Genomic DNA, 19,603 nt, shown 5'->3' on the forward strand with positions numbered 1-19,603 from the left:
ACTACAACCAAGAGCGAATCAGATTGAAATTGAAGGGGCTAAGCCCGGTAAAGTACCGGGAACAGGCCCAAGCAGCCGCCTGACCCCACCGTCCAAGTCTCGGGGGTCACTTCATGGATGGGTTTACGGCGTGTCCTGCCCCCCATACCGCCCCACCCAACCCGCAGAAACCAGAGCCGCTCTTGAAGTTGATGTTGCTGTTGCCGTTGCTTGAAAAAGCGGTGCAGCCGCAGGCTGCAAAACACGCTCAATCCTGATCGTGCGCGCGTGCGGCCTCGGCCTGTGTCTCCTCCTGCGCCGCCATCTCGCGTGCGATCCACGCATCGATCATGTGCCGCTGGCGCTGCGCCTGCCGCCGCTCGCGCGTGTATTCCTGATCCAGCACCCGATACAGCGACACCATCACCAGCACCATCAACAGTGCGAATGGCAATGCCGCAATCGTGATCATGCCCTGCAGTGCCTCCAGGCCACCTGCGAGCAGCAACGCGCCCGCGATCAGCGCGATGCCCACGCCCCACGCGATCTTGTGCCTGCGCGGTGGTTCGCCCGCATCGTCTGTGGACATCGTGGCCAGTACCAGCACTGCCGAATCGGCCGACGTCACGAAGAAGATCATCAGCAGCACCAGCGCGATGCTCGACAGCAGCAACGGCAGGGGAAGGCTGTCGAAGAGGGTGAACAGCACCGTCTCGTAGCCGTTGCCCAGTGCCTGCACCAGGTCTGCGTGACCGAAGATCTGCGACCAGATTGCGGTGCCCCCGAAGACCGAGAACCAGAAGAAGCCCAACAGAGTTGGCGCAAGCACCACGCCTACCACGAACTCGCGAACACTGCGGCCGCGCGAGATGCGCGCGATGAACGAACCGACGAACGGCGCCCAGGAAATCCACCAGGCCCAGTAGAAGATCGTCCAGTCGGCCACCCAGGTACTGGACGAGAACGGCGACATGCGCAGGCTCATGGTCACCAGTTGGTTGAGATAGGAGCCCAGTGTGGTGGTGAAGGTATTGAAGATGGCGCCGGTCGGACCGAGCACCAGTACCAGTGCGAGCAGCAATGCCGCCAGCGCCAGGTTGACGTTGGATAGCCACTTCATGCCACGCCCGACGCCACTGAGCGTGGACGCCATGTACAGCACGAATGCCACTGCGATGATGGTCAACTGCAGCGGTACGCCCGCCTGCACGCCGAACACGCGTTGCACGCCGGCCGCGATCTGCACCGTGCCGAAGCCGAGTGCGGTTGCCACGCCGACTGCGGTGGCCACCACCGCAGAGATGTTGACCACCTTTCCGGCCCAGCCGCGATGGTGGCGACCGATGATTGGCTGCAGCATGTCGCTTATCTGACCACCGCCTTGGCGATTGAACTGGAACCAGGCCATCGCCAGGCCGATCAGCGCGTAGATCGCCCACGGGTGCAGGCCCCAATGGAAGAACGCATAGCGCATGGCGGCGCGCGCGGCGTCCATGCTTTCGGGCGCCAGCCCCTCCGGTGGCTTGCTGAAGTGCGAAATGGGCTCGGCTGCGCCCCAGAACACCAGGCCGATGCCCATGCCGGCAGCGAACAGCATCGACATCCAGCTGGCACGCGAGAACTCCGGCTCGGCATCTTCGCCACCGATGCGCAGGTTGCCGAAGCGGCCGAAGGCCAGGTACATCAGGAACACCAGCGCCAGGAACACGACCAGCAGGTACAGCCAGCCGACACTGCGGATGACCTCGGCCAGCATCGACTGGACCACGGTGTTGAAGGGACCGGGTGCAACACCGGCAAGCAGCACCAGCAGCAGAACCAGTGCGATGGAAACGCGAAACACCATGAAGGAGCTTCTCCGATCAAGGGATTGAGGGGAGCGAGCAGAGCTTGCAGCGAAGGGCCGGCGGCATGCAGCGCGAACCGGGCAGGGGCCGCGTCGGCGGCGAAGGAAGCATCGGTCGCTGGAGCGCGACGGACGTGCACGTTACTGAACGCGACGTCATGGTTCTGTTAACGAATATCGATTGGGGGCAACTCCGGAGGCGGGCGGTCTATGCTCTAATGCACGCCAAGAAGCGGGGGTACCGCGGCCAAGTGGCCACGGTTGAGACAGTCCCTTGGAACCTGATCCGGCTCATACCGGCGTAGGGAAGCTTTGCAATGCAGCCATTCCCGGACTCCGCCCAAGGAGCGTCCGGGCGCGGTCGCAGTGCGCCGCCGCTTCGTCCCTGACCTTCCTGGACGATGCCCGATGAACGCACAGCTCTCCGCCCTGCAGCAACAGGCCCAGCAACTCTCCGAATCCGTGACCCGGCCCATTCCCGGCTCGCGCAAGATCCACGTGCCCGGTTCGCGCCCGGATCTGCAGGTGCCGATGCGGGAGATCGCGTTGACCCGCACCCCGACGCTGTTCGGCGGCGAAGAGAATGCGCCGGTCACGGTCTACGACACGTCCGGCCCCTACACCGATCCGGGCGTGCGTATCGATCTGTCCGCCGGTCTGCCGGCACTGCGTCGCGGCTGGGTGGAGGAACGTGGCGATACCGAGCAGCTCGAAGGCCTGAGTTCGTCGTTCGGGCGTGATCGCGAGCACGACCCCAAGCTCGCTGCCGTGCGCTTCCCCGCACGCAGCCTGCCGCGCCGTGCACGGGCAGGCGCGAACGTCACCCAGATGCACTACGCGCGCCGCGGCATCATCACCCCGGAAATGGAATTCGTTGCCATCCGCGAGAACCAGCGGCTGGAAGCGATCCGCGATGCGGGCCTGCTGCAGCAGCACCCGGGCGAGGCGTTCGGCGCCTCGATCCAGCAGATCATCACGCCGGAGTTCGTGCGGGATGAAATCGCGCGCGGCCGCGCGGTGCTGCCCAACAACATCAACCATCCGGAAAGCGAGCCGATGATCATCGGCCGCAACTTCCTGACCAAGATCAATGCCAACATCGGCAACAGCGCCGTTTCCTCGGGAATCGCCGAGGAGGTAGAGAAACTGGTGTGGGCGATCCGCTGGGGCGGTGACACCGTGATGGACCTCTCCACCGGCAAGCACATCCATGAAACCCGCGAGTGGATCATCCGCAACTCGCCGGTGGCGATTGGTACCGTGCCGATCTACCAGGCGCTGGAGAAGGTCGATGGCCGCGCCGAAGCACTGACCTGGGAGATCTTCCGCGATACGCTGATCGAGCAGGCCGAGCAGGGCGTGGACTACTTCACCATCCACGCCGGCGTGCTGCTGCGCTACGTGCCACTCACCGCCAAGCGGGTGACCGGCATCGTCAGCCGCGGGGGCTCGATCATGGCCAAGTGGTGCCTGGCGCACCACAGGGAGAATTTCCTGTACACGCATTTCGAAGAGATCTGCGAAATCATGAAGGCCTATGACGTGACCTTTTCGCTGGGTGACGGCCTGCGCCCGGGCTGCATCGCCGACGCCAACGACGCCGCGCAGTTCGGTGAGCTGGAAACACTGGGCGAGCTGACGAAGATTGCCTGGAAGCATGATGTGCAGACCATGATCGAGGGCCCCGGCCACGTGCCGATGCAGCTGATCAAGGAGAACATGGACAAGCAGCTGCGTGAGTGCGGCGAGGCGCCTTTCTATACGCTGGGGCCGTTGACCACCGATATCGCACCGGGCTACGACCACATCACCAGCGCGATCGGCGCGGCGATGATCGGGTGGTTCGGCACGGCCATGCTCTGTTACGTGACGCCGAAGGAGCATCTCGGCCTGCCCAGTCGCCAGGACGTGCGCGACGGCATCATGGCTTATCGCATTGCCGCGCATGCAGCCGACCTGGCCAAGGGCCATCCGGGCGCGCAGGTTCGCGACAACGCGTTGAGCAAGGCGCGCTTCGAGTTCCGCTGGGAAGACCAGTTCCACCTTGGCCTGGATCCGGAGAAGGCCAAGGAGTTCCATGACGAGACGCTGCCGAAGGATGCGCACAAGCTGGCCCACTTCTGCTCGATGTGCGGCCCGCACTTCTGTTCGATGAAGATCACCCAGGATGTGCGTGACTACGCCGAGGCCGGCATGAAGGAGAAGTCGGAGGAGTTCCGCGCGGCTGGCGCAGAGGTCTACCAGCAGGGATGACGAGTAGCCGGGTGCCGGCCGCTGGCCGGCAGCCGGTTGTGCGGGGGCCGGGAAGCGTGCTGGCCAGCGGCCGGCACCACCGCTCATCACGCCGCTCCCCGCTATGCTCCGCGCATCACCCTGGGGGAAGGACACCATGCCTGTTGCCATGACCACCCGTTGGCTGGCCATTGCCCGCCGTCATCCTTCGGCCTGGCTGCTGGGCGCCCAGTTGATCGCGGTGCTGCTGTACCCCGCGCTGGATGACACCGCTGCCGGCCGCGCGGCGCTGGGCATGTTCGGCATGGCGGTACTGGGCCTGGCGCTGTGGGTGGTGCAGCGCAGCCCGCTGGGCACCTGGCTGGCACTGGTGCTGGCCATCCCGTCGGTGGTGTTCTCGCTGGCCGGTGCATTGCTCGACCGCAGCGCATTGCTGACCACCGCGCAGTTGCTGGAGAGCCTGCTGTACTTCTACACGGCCGGCGCCCTGATTGCGTACATGCTCCAGGACCACAAGGTCACCCGCGACGAACTGTTCGCCGCAGGCGCGACATTCACCTTGCTTGCATGGGCATTCGCGTTCGCATTCGCGGTATGCCAGCAGTGGTACCCGGGCAGCTTCCAGGGCACCGGCGGAGGCGCGCAGCGCAGTTGGATGGAGCTGCTTTATCTCAGCTTCAGCTTGCTGTCTGGAGTCGGCTTGAGTGACGTCGTGCCGTTGCGTCCACAGGCACGCGCACTGGTCATGCTGGAGCAGTTTTCCGGCGTGATGTACGTGGCTTTGGTGGTTTCGCGGCTGGTCGGATTGACCATGTTGCGGCGCATGTGAAAATGAACGCCAGATAAAAATTTCGCGCCCGAAAGGGCGCGAATGATGTCGCAAATTATGTGAATGCGTCGGCGAGAGAGAGCCTGATGTCGACCACGCGATAGGCGAGGTAACTTGCATAGGCTAGTATTCGCGCGCTCGATTGTTTTTGCGGTATGCGCCGATGCTTTGTGCGGAGTCTGGCTTTTCGCTGTTCCCAGGACGGGGCGGTATCGAAGGCAACACTGCCCGGGACCTGTCTCTACTGTGTAGCAGAAAATGAACAGCAGCGAAATCCAGCCCCCGGTATCCGATCGGATACGGATAGGAGAGTGCACCGTCACTCTGTCCTCGCGCGAAGTCGAGGTCGTCGGCGCGCGTCGCCCGCGCCGGCTGACGCCGAAGGCCCTGGGCGTGCTGCGCGTGCTGCTGCGGCAGCCGGGCCGTGTTGTCACCCGCGACGAGTTGTTCGCCGAGGTATGGCCGGACACGCTGCCGACCAACGATGTGCTGACCCAGGCCGTCACCCAGCTGCGCAAGGCGTTCAGCAACGACGACGACAACGGCCAGGCCTACATCGAAACCATCGCCAAGACCGGCTATCGGCTTCTGGTCCCGGTACAGGTGCTGGACGATGCCGAGCCCGTGGCCGCAGGCGTCCCTGACGACGAAGGCATGGCCGCGCAGCCGGTGACCACTGCTGCGTTGCCTGCGCATCCACAGGCAGCGCGCCGCCGCTGGCGCCATATCCGTCGGCGCGTGCTGCTGGCGTTGGGCGTGTTGATGCTGGCCACGCTGCTGGTGTTGACCACGCTGCTGCTGCGCCGTGCACCGGCCGGCAGTTCGCCGGTGGAGGCTGCCGTCGAGAACGGTACGCGGGTGATCGGCAGCCCGCAGCGGCCGTATCGGTTGATCACCGCGACCAGCGGCTTTGAAACCTATCCCACGCTGTCACCGGACGGTTCTCTGGTGGCCTATGAGGGCGCCAACGAGGATGGCAACGGCGGTGGCGCGATCAAGCTGCAGACCTCCGGCAACGCGCCGGCGCGCCAGTTGCTGGCGCCACCAGCCGGTGCCGTCGATCGCTTCCCGAACTGGTCGCCGGATGGCCGCGAAATCGCCTTCGCGCGGTTCTCCGCCGACGGCGGGTGCCAGGTACTGATCGCCAGCGCCACCGGTGGCGCACTGCGCCAGGCCACACGCTGCGATGGCACGGAGCTGCTCAGTTTCGACTGGACGCCAGATGGGCGTGGCCTGGTGTTCGGCAGCATGGTCGGTCGCTACGCGCACCGTGGCATCCGTGTGCTGGACCTGGCCAGTGGCCAGTGGCGCGCGCTGGCCTACAGCGTCGATGAGGATGACTTCGACTACGCACCGCGGTATTCGCCCGATGGGCAATGGCTGGTGTTCGTGCGCAACCCGCAGCTGGGTGATCTGTGGCGGGTGCCGGCCGCGGGCGGTACGCCCGAGCAGTTGACCGATGAAGCGGCAGAGCTGCGCGGCTGGGCCTGGCTGGACGATGGCCGCACCATCGTCTTCGGTCGTCGTGTCGATAGCGAGGCGCGGCTCTATTACCTGGATGTCGAGCGGCACACGCTGCGCGATGCCGGCCTGGATGATGCGCAATGGCCGGCCGTGTCACGACGCGGTGGCATGCTGGCCTTCGTTCACCGGCGCGCACAGTTCGGCGTGTTCAAGGTGCCCATGCAGGGCAGCGGCGCGCCCGAGCGCCTGTTTGCCTCCAGCGGCCGCGATGGGCAGCCGATGGCAGCGCCCGATGGGCGCCAGCTGGTCTTTACCTCCGATCGCTCCGGCAGCTTCGCGCTGTGGTGGGCGGACATGCAGCGGCCCGATTCGCTGCGTCCCATCGAAGGCCTGCGGCCCGAAGCGCGGCAGGCACCGGACTGGTCGGCCGACAGCCGGCAGTTGCTGGTGGTTGGCCGCGATGCGCATGGGCGCACGGTGCTCTATGAAATCGCGCCACGCGATGAACGCCTGCAACCCTTGCCGGTTCCGGCCGAACAGCCGTTGCAGGCACTGTATGGCGCCTCGCCGCAGCAGCTGTTTGTGGTCGAGCGCGATGCCGACCAGCGCACGCGGTTGAGCCTGTTCGATCGCAGCGTCCAGCCCTGGCGCCGCTTGGCCAGCATCGATGGGGTGTCGCAGGCGCGCTTTGACCGGAGCAGTGGCCGCGTGTTGTTCACCCGCTTGGCCGCCGGTGGCCTGTGGTCGGCGGATGCCGCGTTGTCCCCGGCCAGCGTGCAGCAGATCAGCGATGACCGGCCCAGCCGCTGGCGATACCGGGCCTGGACCGTGACCGGCAACAGCGGCATCGGCTACCTCGGTACCTCTACAACGTGTGGCACCACCTTCGTGCGCATCCAGCCCGGCCGCGAGGAGGCGGAACGCTGCCTGGACGCAGAACGGCTCAGCGCCGGCAACGGGCTCAGTGCCAGCGCCGACGGAAAGGACCTGTTCGTGGCGATGGCGGTCAGCGATGGCGCTGACATCGGCGTGATGCGGTTGCCCGAACGCCCGCCTGCACTGTTTCCCGCATTCTCCAAGTTGTTGTTGTTCAAGGGAAACGGGCCTTCGTAATTTCTTCGTCGGGATCTCGTCGCGAATTCGTGGCGATCTCGTCGGACCTTCCTGACGCGGTGCCGCCTGATTTGGCAAAACGGAGTCCTGTACTAGGCAAATCCGTGGTGCCCCCATGCGTCAACTCTCGCTGGCCGATCGCGGCCAAACTGTTTCCCTGGACCGGTCGCTCGACGAAGTCGCACCGACCTGCCTGGGCGTGGCCCGGCTGGGCAGCCTGCAGACCGCCGGCTCCAGCTTCACTGTCTGGATGCAGGTGCGTGGCAGCTCGTGGGTCGAGGCCAAGGAAGGGCGCTTCCGCCTGCGCCAGGGCGAGTGGATCGCCTTCGAGAAGGAATCGCGGCCGCTGGTGCAGGCCGGTCGCAACGGGTTGTGCGTCGGCCTGAACCTGAACATCGAAGCGCTTCGCGTGCTGACCGAGATGGCCGACTGCGGCCTGTATGCAGGTCGTGGCCGGATGAACCGTACTGATGCCCGCGTGGCGCTGCGCCTGTGGCGCGATGCGCTGGCCAGCGGCCAGCCGGCGCAGGCCCTGCGCCCGCTGCTGCTGCACCTCGCGGGCCTGCAGCGTGGCCTGGCCGACAACGTGCAGCGCTGCCCGGGCCGCTCGCGCAGCCGCAAGCGCCAGGTGTTCGGCCGCATGCAGCGCGCGCGCCTCTATCTGGAAGGCAACAGCCACCGGGTGGTGCGCATCGGCGAACTGGCCGAGCTGACCAACTTCTCCAGCTGGTACCTGTCCAAGACCTTCCAGAGCCTGTACGAGGAAAGCCCGCAGTCGCTTTCGGCACGACTGCGCCTCGAACGCGCCGCTGACCTGCTGCGCGACACCGACATGATGGTGGGCGAGGTCGCTGCCGCCAGCGGTTTCGACAACTGCTGCAGCTTCGCGCGTGCGTTCCGCGCCCGCTACGGCCAGTCCGCATCGCGCTTCAGGGAGAACGGCGGCTTGCTCCCGCCACAATCCGCAAAGTCTCCGGTTGGTTCGCGCAAATACAGCGCTGCAACGCAATCGTAACGTGCTGGGGTGTTTTAACACGCTGCTAACACGTACCTTGGAGAGATTGATGAACGTTCGTAATCCCGCAGTGCGGTTCGGCTTGCTGCCGGCCGGCATTGCGCTGGCGCTGGCGCCGGCCTTTGCTTCCGCCCAGGAAGCAAAGGGCACCACCGATCTGGACCGCATTTCGGTCACCGGCTCGCGCATCCGCGGCGCCTCGGTGGAAACCCAGCAGCCGATCCTGACGATGACCCGCGAATCCCTGGAAAAGCAGGGCTTCTCGAGCGTCGCCGACGTGCTGAACAACCTGACCTCGGCCGGCTCCCCGGCCATCTCGCGTTCGGAGTCGCTGGCTTCGGGCGAGAACGTGGGCGGCTACTACGTCGACATCCGCAACCTGGGCGCCCAGCGCACCCTGGTGCTGATGAACGGCAAGCGTCTGGGCGCAACCACTGCGGGCTACCAGGATCTGAGCCAGATCCCGATGTCGGCCGTTGAGCGCATCGAAATCCTGAAGGACGGCGCCTCGTCGATCTACGGCTCTGACGCCATCGCCGGCGTGGTCAACGTGATCACCCGCAAGAACTTCGACGGCGGCGAAGCCAACGTCTACGTCGGCCAGTACGGCAAGGGCGACGGCGACACCGAAACCTATTCGATGACCCTCGGTGCCCGCGGCGAACGCGGCAGCCTGACCCTGTCGGCCGAGTACTCGAAGCAGGATCCGGTGTGGGCCAAGGACCGCTGGTACAGCCGCGACGGCTCGTTGGGTCCGAACTCGACCTCGGCCACCTGGAGCCCGATCAGCCAGAACGGCAGCTGGTGCAACCCGACCCAGGTCAACTGCGGCGACTCCAAGCAGGCTGTCTGGAAGACCCTGAACGCCGGCGGCAACCCGAAGAACCCGAATGACTACCATGTCATTACGCCGGACGAATTCGCCAACTCCAACGAGCAGATGACCCTGCTGACCGGTGTGAAGCGCAAGTCGGTCTACATCAACGGCACGTACGACTTCACCGATTCGATCAGCCTGAACACCGACGTGCTCTACAACGAGCGCCAGACGTTCCAGCAGATCGCCGGCTACCCGTTCCAGTCCAACTCCTTCGGCACCCCGCTGGAGGGTTCGAGCGCCTTCAACCCGGTCGGCCAGGACGTCAGCTTCCGTCGCCGCCTGTGGGAAGTGCCGCGTACCACTGACAGCCAGCTGAAGACCCTGCGCTTCGCTCCGACCCTGACCGGCTTCTTCGAGCTGGGCGGCAAGACCTTCGACTGGGACGTCGGCGCGCTGTGGAACCGCAACGAGTCGATCAAGAGCAACCGCGGCGACATGAGCCTGATCGCTGCAGGCCAGGCCCTGGGCCCGTCGTTCATCGATGCCGGCGGCGTTGCACGCTGCGGCACCTCGGCCAAGCCGATCCTGGGCGACTGCCGCCCGTGGAACCCGCTGCTGCCGTACGGTGTTGATGGCCAGGGTTCGCTGGCGAACCAGGAGCTGCAGGACTTCCTGTTCCCGACCTTCACCACCCGCGGCGTCACCAAGACCACCAGCTTCACCGCCAACCTGTCCGGTTCCATCGTGACCCTGCCGGCCGGCGACCTGGGCTTCGCGCTGGGTGTCGAGCACCGCAAGGAAGAAGGCAATTACGTGCCGGACGCCTTCGCGCAGTCGGGCCAGTCCACCGGCCTGGGCCAGAAGCCGACCCGCGGCCAGTACGATCTGAACGAGGTCTACCTCGAACTGAACGTGCCGCTGCTGGCCGACATGGCCTTCGCCAAGGAACTGACCCTGAACGTTGCCAGCCGTTACTCGGACTACAGCAACTTCGGTGGCACCACCAACAGCAAGTTCGGTCTGACCTGGCGTCCGCTGGATGAACTGCTGGTCCGCGGCACCTACGCCGAGGGCTTCCGCGCTCCGACCATCAGCGACCTGTACGGTGGCCTGAGCTCGAGCTTCGAGTCCTACATCGATCCGTGCGGCGTGAACGCCCCGGGCAGCGTTGCCGGCAATGCCGCGTGCACCGCCGCTGGCGCTCCGGCCAACTATGTGCAGCTGGGCCAGGGCAACCTGCCGTGCTCGACCCTGCCGTGCCAGTCGGGTGACCAGTTCGTCTCGGGTGCCAACCCGAACCTGAAGCCGGAAACCTCCAAGAGCACCACTTTCGGCCTGGTGTGGAGCCCGCGCTGGGTGCAGGGCCTGGACGTCTCGCTGGATTGGTACAAGTACGAAATCAGCGACATGATCATCGCTGACAGCGTCGACCGCATCCTGCGTGACTGCTACGTGCTGGGCAACTCCGAGCGTTGCTCGAGCGTGACCCGTGCGGCTGACGGCCACGTCAGTGCGATCACCTACGGCACCGCCAACCTCGGCAAGATGGAAACCGAAGGTTACGACCTGGGCATCAAGTACCGCCTGCCGGAACTGGCCATCGGTCAGTTCAGCATCGACTGGACCACCAGCTACACCGCCAAGTACGACGAGCAGGGCCAGAACAGCGCGGGTGACAACATCATGATCGGCCGCGTCGGCGAGCCGGGCCTGTTCCGCGTGCGTTCGAACCTGGGCGTCAACTGGCAGTACGGCGATTTCGGTGTGAACTACACCGCGCGCTACTACTCCGGTATGAAGGAAAGCTGCATCTCGCTGGCTGATGGCTGGTGCGATGCGCCGAACCACATGGCCAATGGCGAAACCGATCCGCTGCGTCACACCGGCTCCAACACCTTCCACGACCTGCAGGTCAGCTGGAAGGCGCCGTGGGATGCGACGATCGCCCTGGGTGCGAACAACGTGTTCGACCACAAGGGTCCGCTGCAGTACTCGGCTCCGAACTCGGCGTTCGCCTACTACGGCGGCTTCGATGTGGGTCGCTTCCTGTACATGAAGTACACCCAGCGCTTCTGATCCATCGAAGTGCGGTAGCAACACGGGGAGGGCGGGCCGCAAGGTCCGCCCTCTTTTTTGTAGGGGAATTCCGGAAACTGTTGGAAGGTGAGCGCAGTCACGGTCCTGTCGTGTCGCAATCGACACAGTCAGGAGGTCCAATACCGGACGCTTGCATGTGGAGAGGGATATGAAGAACACGTTGCTGCGCCAGGCATCAGCCGCTGTACTGATCTATGCGACGCTGGTGGGCGCGGTGTTCGCACAGGGCCTCGGGGTCTGTGGTGGCGGGCTTTATTGCGAAGAGTTCCGCCAGCAGTGCCTGGCCAGTGGCAAGTCACCGGTCATCTGCGAGTCGCAGTATCGGCGTTGCGTGCAGGATGCCTGCGGTACCCGCTGACATGGAAAGGGCGCACCGTGTGGGTGCGCCCTCTGTCGTCAGGACATCATCCAGCACGCTCAGGCGTCGCTGGGCACCAGTCCCATCAGTGCATTGGCGTGCTCGCGCCATTGCGGCAGTTTGTTCAGCACGCCTGCGCGCTGCAGGTAGTCCTCGTCCACCGGATCGCCATTGACCAGCGCCAGGGCCACGTGCACCGCGCCGGTCACCCAGAAGCTGCGGGTGTTGGCGCGCTGCGGCTGCAGGTGGAATGCCACCGCTTCGATGATCGGCATCGGCAGGCCCCACAGGCCCAGCAGGTAGGCGCCGGCCTCGGCATGGCCTGGGCGGGTATCGCCGGCCAGCGCGGGCTCGCTGCGCTCGTTGCGCACGCCGGGCAGCAGCAGGCCGATGTCGGCCAGCAGTGCGGCAGTCGCCCCCAGTTCGGCGCTGGACTCGGGCAGCAGGCGTGCGGCCAGCCGGGAGGCGAGCAGTGCGCGCTGCTGCAGTGAGTTGCGCTCGGCAGCCGACAGCGTCGGCGCGGAGAACACTTCGCTGGCCAGCACCAGGTCACGCAGCGTGGCCAGGCCCAGCCGGGTGACCGCGGTGCGCAGGTCGGCAATGGTGCGGCCCTGGCTGAAGAACGCCGAGTTCGACAGTTGCAGCACCTTGGCCGCGATGGCCGGATCGGCGGCGACCAGCTTGGCCACATCGGCACTGTCGGTATCGTCGTCATGTTCCAGGGCCTGGGTCAGGCTCAGGTACAGGTGCGGTGGCGATGGCAGTTTCTCGATACGGCCGATGGCATCGCGCAGGCGCGGGCTGTCCAGCACTTCGCGCAGTTCTTCCAGGCTGGTCAATGCCTCCAGCAGCACTTCCGGCGCCAGCGGCAGCGGCAGGAAGCGGTGGGCGACACCGATCAGGCGCGCCGGCGGCGGGCGGTTGCCATGGTGTGCATCGACCAGCGCGATGCGGATGGTTTCCGGGCGCAGTGTCCGGATCTGGCCCAGCAGCGTGGTGGCATTGAGATCGGGCAACTGCGGGCAGACGATCACCGCGTCCACGCCCTGCGTGGCCACCGCGGTCATCGCGGTCTGGCCATCGGCGGCGGTCAGCGGCTGCCAGTCTTCCCCAAGATCGGCAATGAATTCGGTCAGCTCAGCCGGCAGGCTGGCTGCATCCCCAACAAGCAGAATACGCACGACACATTCCCCTGGCTGTCTCGACGATGGATGTCGATGACGTGTGAAGTGACGCAATTTACCTAATACGGCAGCAAGAGTGATGTGCCGTCATCATGAAACGTGACCCGCATCGCTCCGGCGGGGTATCGCCGGAGCGATCCGGTTCAGGCTCAGGCCTTGCTGTCGAGATGGCGCTGGTGCGCCTCGATCAGGATCTGCTTGGCCTCAGCGGCGCCACCCCAACCGTCCAGCTTGACCCACTTGCCCTTCTCCAGATCCTTGTAATGCTCGAAGAAGTGGCCAATGCGCTCCAGCCAGTGGCTCGAGACCTGGGCGATGTCTTCGACGTGGGCGTAGCCGCTGAAGATCTTCGAGACCGGCACGGCGAGGATCTTCTCGTCGCTGCCTGCCTCATCGCTCATCTTCAGCACACCGACCGGACGGCAGCGCACGACCGAGCCCGGCACCAGCGGCAGCGGCAGCACCACCAGCACGTCGGCCGGATCGCCGTCGCCACACAGGGTGCTCGGCACGTAGCCGTAGTTGCACGGATAGCGCATCGGGGTGGACAGGATGCGGTCGACGAAGATCGCGCCGGTTTCCTTGTCCACTTCGTACTTCACCGGCTCCGAGTCCTTCGGGATCTCGATGATGACGTTGATTTCTTCCGGCGGGTTCTTGCCGGGCGAGACGAGTTCCAGGCCCATGGTGTGCTCCAGGTGGGGATATAGACGGATAGCTCACCATTTTATGCCTTTGCCGGGCGCTGTGCAGGGTAGGGCTGGGCCGACCTGCGCGCCCGCCCCTGGCGGAGCGGGTGGGGCGGGGTTTCCCGATGGGTTCGACCCGGTCCCCGCGGCAGGCTGGACGTCCTTGCCAAGGAGACTTGCCATGAACTGGAACCGCTTGGGCTGTTGTGCCTTGCTGCTGCTGGCGCCGCTGCCCGCGTTCGCGCGCGGGTTGCATGTCAACCTGATTGACTATCCCTCCGACGAGGCCGGATGGGACCGTGCCTTTGCGCTGGAGGACGCGGTCGCCGGCGAATTCGCCGCATGGTGTGCCGACACCTTGTGTGAAGGTGATTACAGCAACTACCGGGTGATGGAGTTCCGCTGCGCCGTGCTCGCCCACCGCGGCACCGTGCAGCGCTGTGTCTGGGTGGTGGCCGCCAGCGAGCTGGAGGTTGAGCCCGACACGGGACACGTGCGGATCGACAACGGGAGCTGGGTCTGTCCGGTCGAAATGCAGCCCGGGGTGCCCGTCGACGCGTTCTACGCCTCCCTGGAAGCGCCGGGCGGCCTGACCGCGCCTTTGCCTGGGCTTGACCACGGCATCTTCGATGGCTTGCCTGAATGCCTGCGCACGCAGGGGAGGGTGGGCTGATGGGGAGCTTCCGTAGATGCTGGCTGTTGTGTGGCGTGCTGTCTGTCAGCCTGCCGTGCGCCGGTGTCGCGCAGGCTGCGCCTGCGTTCGTCGATGCGCGGGATTACGCCGGCCCGGGGGGCGGCCACGAGCGTTTCCTTGCTGCCGAGCGGCAACTGGTGCGTGGCTTCGATGAGGTATGTGGCGATACCTTCTGCGAGGGCGAGTACATCAATCTGTGGGCCATGCGCCTGCGCTGTTCCGTGGACCAGGCCGCGGGGGTGGTTGTCCAGTGTGTATGGACCTTCGCCGGTAGCAACACCAGGGTAAAGTCCAGCGGCCTGATCACGGTCAACCGCGGACGCTATGCCTGCGTGCTGCCGCTGGCAACCGGAACACGCCTGGAAACCCTGTTGCAGGTGTGGGAAACGGGGGAGGGGTTCGATGCGTTGCACGCGCCGCTGCCCGGCACGACTGCCAATACGTACGACGCACTGGTTGATTGCCTGTAGCCCCGGCAACGATACGAATGTGACTTATTCGCATTACCGGAGTAGCATGCGCGGTGCCTCCCGTCTGTCGTCCCGGCTCCGCGCATGTCCTCCAATGCTGCCTCCCTCACTGAGCTGCTGATCCGCGAGCGGCCAGCGCTGCTGCGCCGGGTGCAGCGCATCCTCGGGGGTGACAGCGGCGCCGAGGACGTGATCCAGGCGGTGTGGTTCAAGGCCCGTGGGGTCGATGACAGCCAGGCGATCGGCAACCCGCGGGCCTATCTGTATCGGCTGGCCGCCAACCTTGCCACTGACCACGGCCGCGAATCGAGCCGCCGCAACCGGCTGCTGGCCGACCACTACCTGTGGGGGGCCGACGAGGTGATCTCCACCGAGGAGCAGGCCATGGCACAGGATGAGCTGCAGCGGGTGCTCGATGCGGCGGGTCACCTGCCGGAGCCGACCCGCACCATCTTCCGGCTCAACCGCCTGCAGGGCCTCACCCAGGCCGAGATCGCACGCCGCCTGGGGGTCTCGGTGACCACCGTCGAGAATCATGTGCGCTCCGCGCTGCAGCGCCTGGCCTGGGCGCGCAGCGGTCGATGAGCGCGCCGGCTTGGGGCTGGCCTTCGCGCAGACGTCTTGATCACTGGACCGTGGATGCGGTCCAGTTCCCCCGCCTGCGCTTGAATGCGCCTGTCCGCCAGCCGATGAGCCCGCCGAACATGCAGCCCGCCGCCAATGACGATGCCCTGGCCGAACAGGCCCGGGACTGGATCGCGTGGCTGGCCTCGGGTGACATCAGCGATGCACGCATGCAGGCGTTCGAGCACTGGTTGCAACAGCCGGGGCACCGCAGGGCCTTCGAACACGAGCGCGCGTTGTGGCGCAGTGTCGGGCCGCGCCCACAGGCCGCCGGGGCCAGCGGACGGCGTCGGCCGCATCGACTGCGCTGGGCGATGGCTGTGGCGGCAATGCTGGCGATGCTGGTGGCATGGCCGGAGGCGTGGCTGCGCCTGCAGTCCGATCATCGCAGCACGCATCAGGTGCAGCACGTGCGGCTGCCCGATGGCAGTCGGGCGGTGCTGGATGCGGACAGTGCGATTGCCGTGCGCTTCGATGCGAACGCCCGCGAGGTCGAGCTGCTGCGCGGGCGCGCCTGGTTCGAGGTCAGCCCGGATGCACAGCGGCGTTTCAGCGTGCGCGCAGGCAATGGCCTGGTCGAGGACATCTCGACCGCGTTCACCGTGGCGCGTGGAGACGAGGGGGTGGAAACCCAGGTTGGGCAGGGCAGGGTGCGCGTGGCCAGCCCGGCCGACGGTTGCTGGACCTACCTGCAGCAGGGGCAGCGTGCCGTCTACACTGAACGTGGCGGGGTCATGCGACGGGCTGACGTGACTGCCGACAGCGTCGGCGCCTGGCGCCAGGGCGAGCTGCTGCTGGAGCAGGCCAGCGTCGCCGATGCGGTGCAGTGGGTGGGGCGCTATCGCGCGGGACCGACCTTCGTGCGCGGTGATCTGTCACGTCTGCCTGCAGTGAGTGCTGCGTTGCGCATCGACCGCCCGGAGCAGGCATTGGATGCACTGGCGGCAACGGCAGGTCTTCAGGTTACTCGTCTTCCATTCGGCGTCGCCATCGTGCAGTAGCTCCACGCCACGCGTGGATGAGCGTCTCTGTGCCGACCAACGGTCGGCACCCACCGCCACCGGCCGACCAACGGTCGGCAACCACCGCGCACCGTCGGCATCCCCTGCGACCGCAAATCGCTCTTGGGGTTGTCGCGTGCCCAGCCGTCTTACCCGGCGAACGTACCCGCCGTCGCCACGTACGTCGCCGTGTCCGCCCGTGTTGCGGATGACGCCGCGTTCGCGGCACCGATTACCTGACAGGTTCTTCCATGTTCGACTCCCACCGCTCGGGCCGCGTACTGCGCCCGTCCCGTCTGTGCATTGCGTTGCTTGCCGCCGGGCTGGCCAGCACGACGCCACCCGCACTGGCGCAGAGCGCCCGCAGCGACCACGCGGCCGTACTGCGCTTCGAAATTCCTGCACAACCGCTGGATGAGGCGCTGCGCAGCTACATGCGCCAATCCGGCGTGCAGGTGGTGTACCCCGCATCGCTGGCACACGGCGCAACCTCCCACGCGGTCAGCGGCAGCCTGTCGGCCAACCAGGCGTTGCAGCACCTGCTGCAGGGCAGTGGTGTGGCGGTGCGCCGGGTCAGCGCCGATGCGGTCACTCTGGAGGCAGCAACGCCGGTGCGGGCCGATAGCGGTGTGATCGTCACCGGCACGCTGAGTGTGGCCGGCGACCGCGTCGACAGTGGTGCGAACAACGATGAAGCACGCCTGCTCGACAGCTACCGCAGCGTGGGTTCGATCACCACGCTCGACCGCGCGCACCTGGAGCGCTTCCGCGGCACCTCCAACGGTGACATCGTCAAGGGTGTGGCCGGTGTCACCGCCGGTGATCCGCGCGTCGGCAATGGCTTCGACGTCAACATCCGTGGCATCCAGGGCCAGGGCCGCGTACCGGTGATCATCGACGGTGGCCAGTCCAGCATGGATACCTACCGCGGCTATGCGGGCCAGTCACAGCGCACCTACCTCGACCCCGACCTGATCTCCAGCCTGACCATCACCAAGGGCCCAAGCCTGCAGGCCAACGCCTCCGGTGGCATCGGCGGTATGGTCGAGATGGAGACGCTGAAGATCGGTGACGTGCTGCGCGAAGGGCGCGACTTCGGCGTGCGCGTGCGCAGTGGCCTGGCCAATGGCAGTGCCAACAACCTGCCGTCCTTCAGTGCGACGCCGCGCACCGATCGTAGCGCCACCGGCAGCCAGTTCTTCAACGTGGCCGGTGCCGGTCACTGGGAGCGCTTCGACCTGGTTGCGGCCTACGCGTACCGGGACAACGGCAACTATTTCTCCGGCAAGCACGGCTACGATGATTTCCCGCAGACCCGTCGTACGCTGGCGCCGCTGAATCCGCCGCGCACCGAAGTGTTCAACACCTCCTCGCGTTCGAAGTCGGCGCTGCTCAAGGGCACCTGGCGCATCGATGACACGCAGAGCCTGGAAGCCGGCTACCGCCGCTATGAAGGCACGGCCGGCGAGATCATGGCCTCGCAGATCATCCGCGTCGACCGTGACCGCATCCCGCAGTGGGACCCGGGCCACGTCGACATGGACAGCTACACCCTGCGCTATCGCTTCGATCCGGACAGCGAGCTGATCGACCTGCGCGTCAATGCAGCGTACACCGACACCGACAGCGTGATGTACAACAGCCTGACCGGCATCACGCCGTGGTACTTCGATCGCCGCACCGAGTGGTACGACGCGCCCAGTTTCAGTGGCGATCCCGGCTACAAGGATGCCTACCGGAACCCGCTGCGGCAGAAGCGCTTCAACCTGGATGCCAGCAACACCTCGACGTTCGACACCCGCGCCGGAGCGTTCACGCTCGACTATGGCCTGTCCTACAGCGACGAAGATATCGCCCCGGGCGACTCGGGCCCGATCAAGCATGACGACCTGGTCAACAACCGCTTCCTGCGCAACGCCGAGCGCAAGGAATACAGCGCCGTGGCCTCGCTGAAGTGGCAGCCCGATGAGCATTGGGAACTGCTGGCCGGCGGCCGCTGGAACCGCGTGGAGGTGCATGACCGCAACCGCCTGGCCACGCCTGATACCTATGAGGTGCAGGGCCAGTACCGCTACACCGAGCTGCTCAACGGCAACCCGGCACTGCCCTCGTGGCGCGCCAAGCGCATCGCGTTGCTGAACTGGTATCCGGATGCCAATGGCAATTTCACCCAGGAATCGCTGCTGGCCTCGCCGTACAAGAAGGGCACGGTGGGCGACATCGGTGGGTGGAACTTCTATGACGCCGGCAAACCGCAGGATCTGGAAGTGCCGGTCAGCTGGACCTGGTCGCCGCCGATCCGCCGCCGTGACACCGCGTTCTCGCCGACTGCCAGCGTGGCCTACCGCTTCAGCGAAGACACCCTGGTCTATGTGAAGTACGCCGAGGGCACCAAGCTGCCGAGCCTGTTCGAGACCACGCTGGGCCTGTTCACCGCCGCCAAGCCGGTGGGTGAGCTGAAGCCGGAGCGTGCGCGCAGCTGGGAAATCGGTGCCAGCACCCTCCGCTACGACCTGTTCACCGCCGGCGACCGCCTGGCGCTGAAGCTGGCGTACTTCGATACCCGCATCGACGACCTGATCACCCGTGACTACCGCACGCTGTCGGCCGGCCTGATCCGCAACGTCGATCAGTTCAAGGTCTCGGGCATGGAGTTCCAGTCCAGCTATGACAGCGGCAAGGTCTTCGCCGACCTGTCCGCGCACTACTACTTCAAAGCCAAGACCTGCGCGCCGGACATCGCCGCCGAGCGCCGGGCCTATGGCGCACAGCGCAGGAACGATGAGCTGGCCCACACGCCCAACTGCGTGGACGGCGGCTTCGAGGGGTCGTACACCAACACCCAGAACCCGCCGCGCTACATGGTCAACCTGACCCTGGGCTCGCGCCTGTTCGACGAGCGCCTGACCTTCGGCACCCGCATGGTCCACAACGCTGGCCCGATCAGCACGCTGGACAAGGACTGGAACGTGGGCCTGTCGGCGATCCAGCAGCTGTACCGGCCGAACACCTTGGTCGACCTGTTCGCCAGCTGGAGCTTCAACGACCAGCTGTCGGTGGAAGCCGGCGTGGACAACCTGACCGACCGCTATTACCTGGACCCGCTGGCCCTGGGCGTGATGCCGGCGCCGGGTCGCACCGCAAGGCTGGCGTTGACCTGGAAGTACTGATCTGCGGGGTCGGCTCCC

15 protein-coding genes and 1 riboswitch are annotated in these 19,603 nt (G+C 65.9%); of the genes, 12 read left to right on the plus strand and 3 right to left on the minus strand.

The window, feature by feature from the left end; translation table 11 throughout:
- Window positions 1–83: IS3 family transposase (locus tag RCF13_RS09045; protein WP_308140961.1), on the plus strand; the 83-nt coding region annotated here is incomplete at its 5' end.
- Window positions 84–247: 164 nt separating this feature from the next.
- On the opposite strand, the gene RCF13_RS09050 is transcribed toward RCF13_RS09045, so the two are convergent.
- Window positions 248–1,825 (minus strand): BCCT family transporter, encoded by a 1,578-nt coding sequence (locus RCF13_RS09050; protein WP_134969214.1) that lies wholly within the window; start codon window positions 1,823–1,825, stop codon window positions 248–250.
- 224 nt (window positions 1,826–2,049) lie between these two features.
- Window positions 2,050–2,151, plus strand: a riboswitch (TPP riboswitch).
- Between the two features lie 82 nt (window positions 2,152–2,233).
- Here RCF13_RS09050 and thiC point away from each other — a divergent pair.
- The 6 genes from thiC (at window position 2,234) to RCF13_RS09080 (ending at window position 11,753) form a co-directional block, all read left to right on the plus strand.
- A complete protein-coding gene (gene thiC / locus RCF13_RS09055; RefSeq protein ID WP_134969215.1) occupies window positions 2,234–4,078 on the plus strand; it encodes a phosphomethylpyrimidine synthase ThiC in 1,845 nt (614 codons plus the stop codon).
- 136 nt (window positions 4,079–4,214) lie between these two features.
- Window positions 4,215–4,886, plus strand: a complete 672-nt coding sequence (locus RCF13_RS09060; protein ID WP_134969216.1) for an ion channel — start codon at window positions 4,215–4,217, stop codon at window positions 4,884–4,886.
- A gap of 258 nt (window positions 4,887–5,144) precedes the next feature.
- On the plus strand, window positions 5,145–7,463 hold the full coding sequence (locus tag RCF13_RS09065; RefSeq protein ID WP_231352283.1) for a winged helix-turn-helix domain-containing protein: 2,319 nt from the start codon (window positions 5,145–5,147) through the stop codon (window positions 7,461–7,463).
- Between the two features lie 115 nt (window positions 7,464–7,578).
- The gene (locus RCF13_RS09070) at window positions 7,579–8,478 is read left to right on the plus strand and encodes a helix-turn-helix transcriptional regulator (protein WP_154351385.1); all 900 of its coding nucleotides are present in this window, start codon (window positions 7,579–7,581) and stop codon (window positions 8,476–8,478) included.
- 49 nt (window positions 8,479–8,527) lie between these two features.
- Window positions 8,528–11,374 carry a TonB-dependent receptor gene (locus RCF13_RS09075; protein ID WP_061479548.1) on the plus strand — a complete coding sequence of 949 codons (2,847 nt, stop codon included), beginning with the start codon at window positions 8,528–8,530 and terminating at the stop codon, window positions 11,372–11,374.
- A gap of 169 nt (window positions 11,375–11,543) precedes the next feature.
- Complete coding sequence (locus tag RCF13_RS09080; RefSeq protein ID WP_061479547.1) at window positions 11,544–11,753, plus strand: hypothetical protein; 210 nt, start codon at window positions 11,544–11,546, stop codon at window positions 11,751–11,753.
- A 59-nt stretch (window positions 11,754–11,812) separates the two neighbouring features.
- Here RCF13_RS09080 and RCF13_RS09085 read toward each other — a convergent pair whose 3' ends face one another.
- Entirely contained in the window at window positions 11,813–12,934 is a 1,122-nt protein-coding gene (locus tag RCF13_RS09085) for an HDOD domain-containing protein (protein ID WP_049413685.1), read from the minus strand.
- Between the two features lie 152 nt (window positions 12,935–13,086).
- Window positions 13,087–13,623 carry an inorganic diphosphatase gene (gene ppa, locus RCF13_RS09090; protein ID WP_005410935.1) on the minus strand — a complete coding sequence of 179 codons (537 nt, stop codon included), beginning with the start codon at window positions 13,621–13,623 and terminating at the stop codon, window positions 13,087–13,089.
- Between the two features lie 184 nt (window positions 13,624–13,807).
- Between ppa and RCF13_RS09095 the strand changes: the two genes are divergently transcribed.
- The 5 genes from RCF13_RS09095 (at window position 13,808) to RCF13_RS09115 (ending at window position 19,585) form a co-directional block, all read left to right on the plus strand.
- Window positions 13,808–14,299, plus strand: coding sequence for a hypothetical protein (locus tag RCF13_RS09095; RefSeq protein ID WP_134968688.1), 492 nt, complete (start codon window positions 13,808–13,810; stop codon window positions 14,297–14,299).
- Entirely contained in the window at window positions 14,299–14,790 is a 492-nt protein-coding gene (locus RCF13_RS09100) for a hypothetical protein (RefSeq protein WP_235643215.1), read from the plus strand. Before RCF13_RS09095 ends, RCF13_RS09100 begins: the two co-directional genes overlap by 1 nt.
- 84 nt (window positions 14,791–14,874) lie before the next feature.
- Entirely contained in the window at window positions 14,875–15,375 is a 501-nt protein-coding gene (locus RCF13_RS09105; protein WP_134968687.1) for an RNA polymerase sigma factor, read from the plus strand.
- Between the two features lie 104 nt (window positions 15,376–15,479).
- Entirely contained in the window at window positions 15,480–16,415 is a 936-nt protein-coding gene (locus RCF13_RS09110) for a FecR domain-containing protein (RefSeq protein WP_134968690.1), read from the plus strand.
- A 251-nt stretch (window positions 16,416–16,666) separates the two neighbouring features.
- Entirely contained in the window at window positions 16,667–19,585 is a 2,919-nt protein-coding gene (locus RCF13_RS09115) for a TonB-dependent receptor (RefSeq protein WP_134968686.1), read from the plus strand.
- Window positions 19,586–19,603 lie beyond the last annotated feature (18 nt).

It is taken from the genome of Stenotrophomonas maltophilia group sp. RNC7, assembly GCF_030910085.1.
Taxonomy (GTDB): Bacteria; Pseudomonadota; Gammaproteobacteria; order Xanthomonadales; family Xanthomonadaceae; genus Stenotrophomonas; species Stenotrophomonas sepilia.

Coding starts and splice junctions, on each gene's coding strand:
- RCF13_RS09050 (WP_134969214.1), bottom strand. CDS start 1,825: ATGGTGTTTCGCGTTTCCATCGCACTGGTTCTGCTGCTGGTGCTGCTT.
- thiC (WP_134969215.1), top strand. CDS start 2,234: ATGAACGCACAGCTCTCCGCCCTGCAGCAACAGGCCCAGCAACTCTCC.
- RCF13_RS09060 (WP_134969216.1), top strand. CDS start 4,215: ATGCCTGTTGCCATGACCACCCGTTGGCTGGCCATTGCCCGCCGTCAT.
- RCF13_RS09065 (WP_231352283.1), top strand. CDS start 5,145: ATGAACAGCAGCGAAATCCAGCCCCCGGTATCCGATCGGATACGGATA.
- RCF13_RS09070 (WP_154351385.1), top strand. CDS start 7,579: ATGCGTCAACTCTCGCTGGCCGATCGCGGCCAAACTGTTTCCCTGGAC.
- RCF13_RS09075 (WP_061479548.1), top strand. CDS start 8,528: ATGAACGTTCGTAATCCCGCAGTGCGGTTCGGCTTGCTGCCGGCCGGC.
- RCF13_RS09080 (WP_061479547.1), top strand. CDS start 11,544: ATGAAGAACACGTTGCTGCGCCAGGCATCAGCCGCTGTACTGATCTAT.
- ppa (WP_005410935.1), bottom strand. CDS start 13,623: ATGGGCCTGGAACTCGTCTCGCCCGGCAAGAACCCGCCGGAAGAAATC.
- RCF13_RS09095 (WP_134968688.1), top strand. CDS start 13,808: ATGAACTGGAACCGCTTGGGCTGTTGTGCCTTGCTGCTGCTGGCGCCG.
- RCF13_RS09100 (WP_235643215.1), top strand. CDS start 14,299: ATGGGGAGCTTCCGTAGATGCTGGCTGTTGTGTGGCGTGCTGTCTGTC.
- RCF13_RS09105 (WP_134968687.1), top strand. CDS start 14,875: ATGTCCTCCAATGCTGCCTCCCTCACTGAGCTGCTGATCCGCGAGCGG.
- RCF13_RS09110 (WP_134968690.1), top strand. CDS start 15,480: ATGAGCCCGCCGAACATGCAGCCCGCCGCCAATGACGATGCCCTGGCC.
- RCF13_RS09115 (WP_134968686.1), top strand. CDS start 16,667: ATGTTCGACTCCCACCGCTCGGGCCGCGTACTGCGCCCGTCCCGTCTG.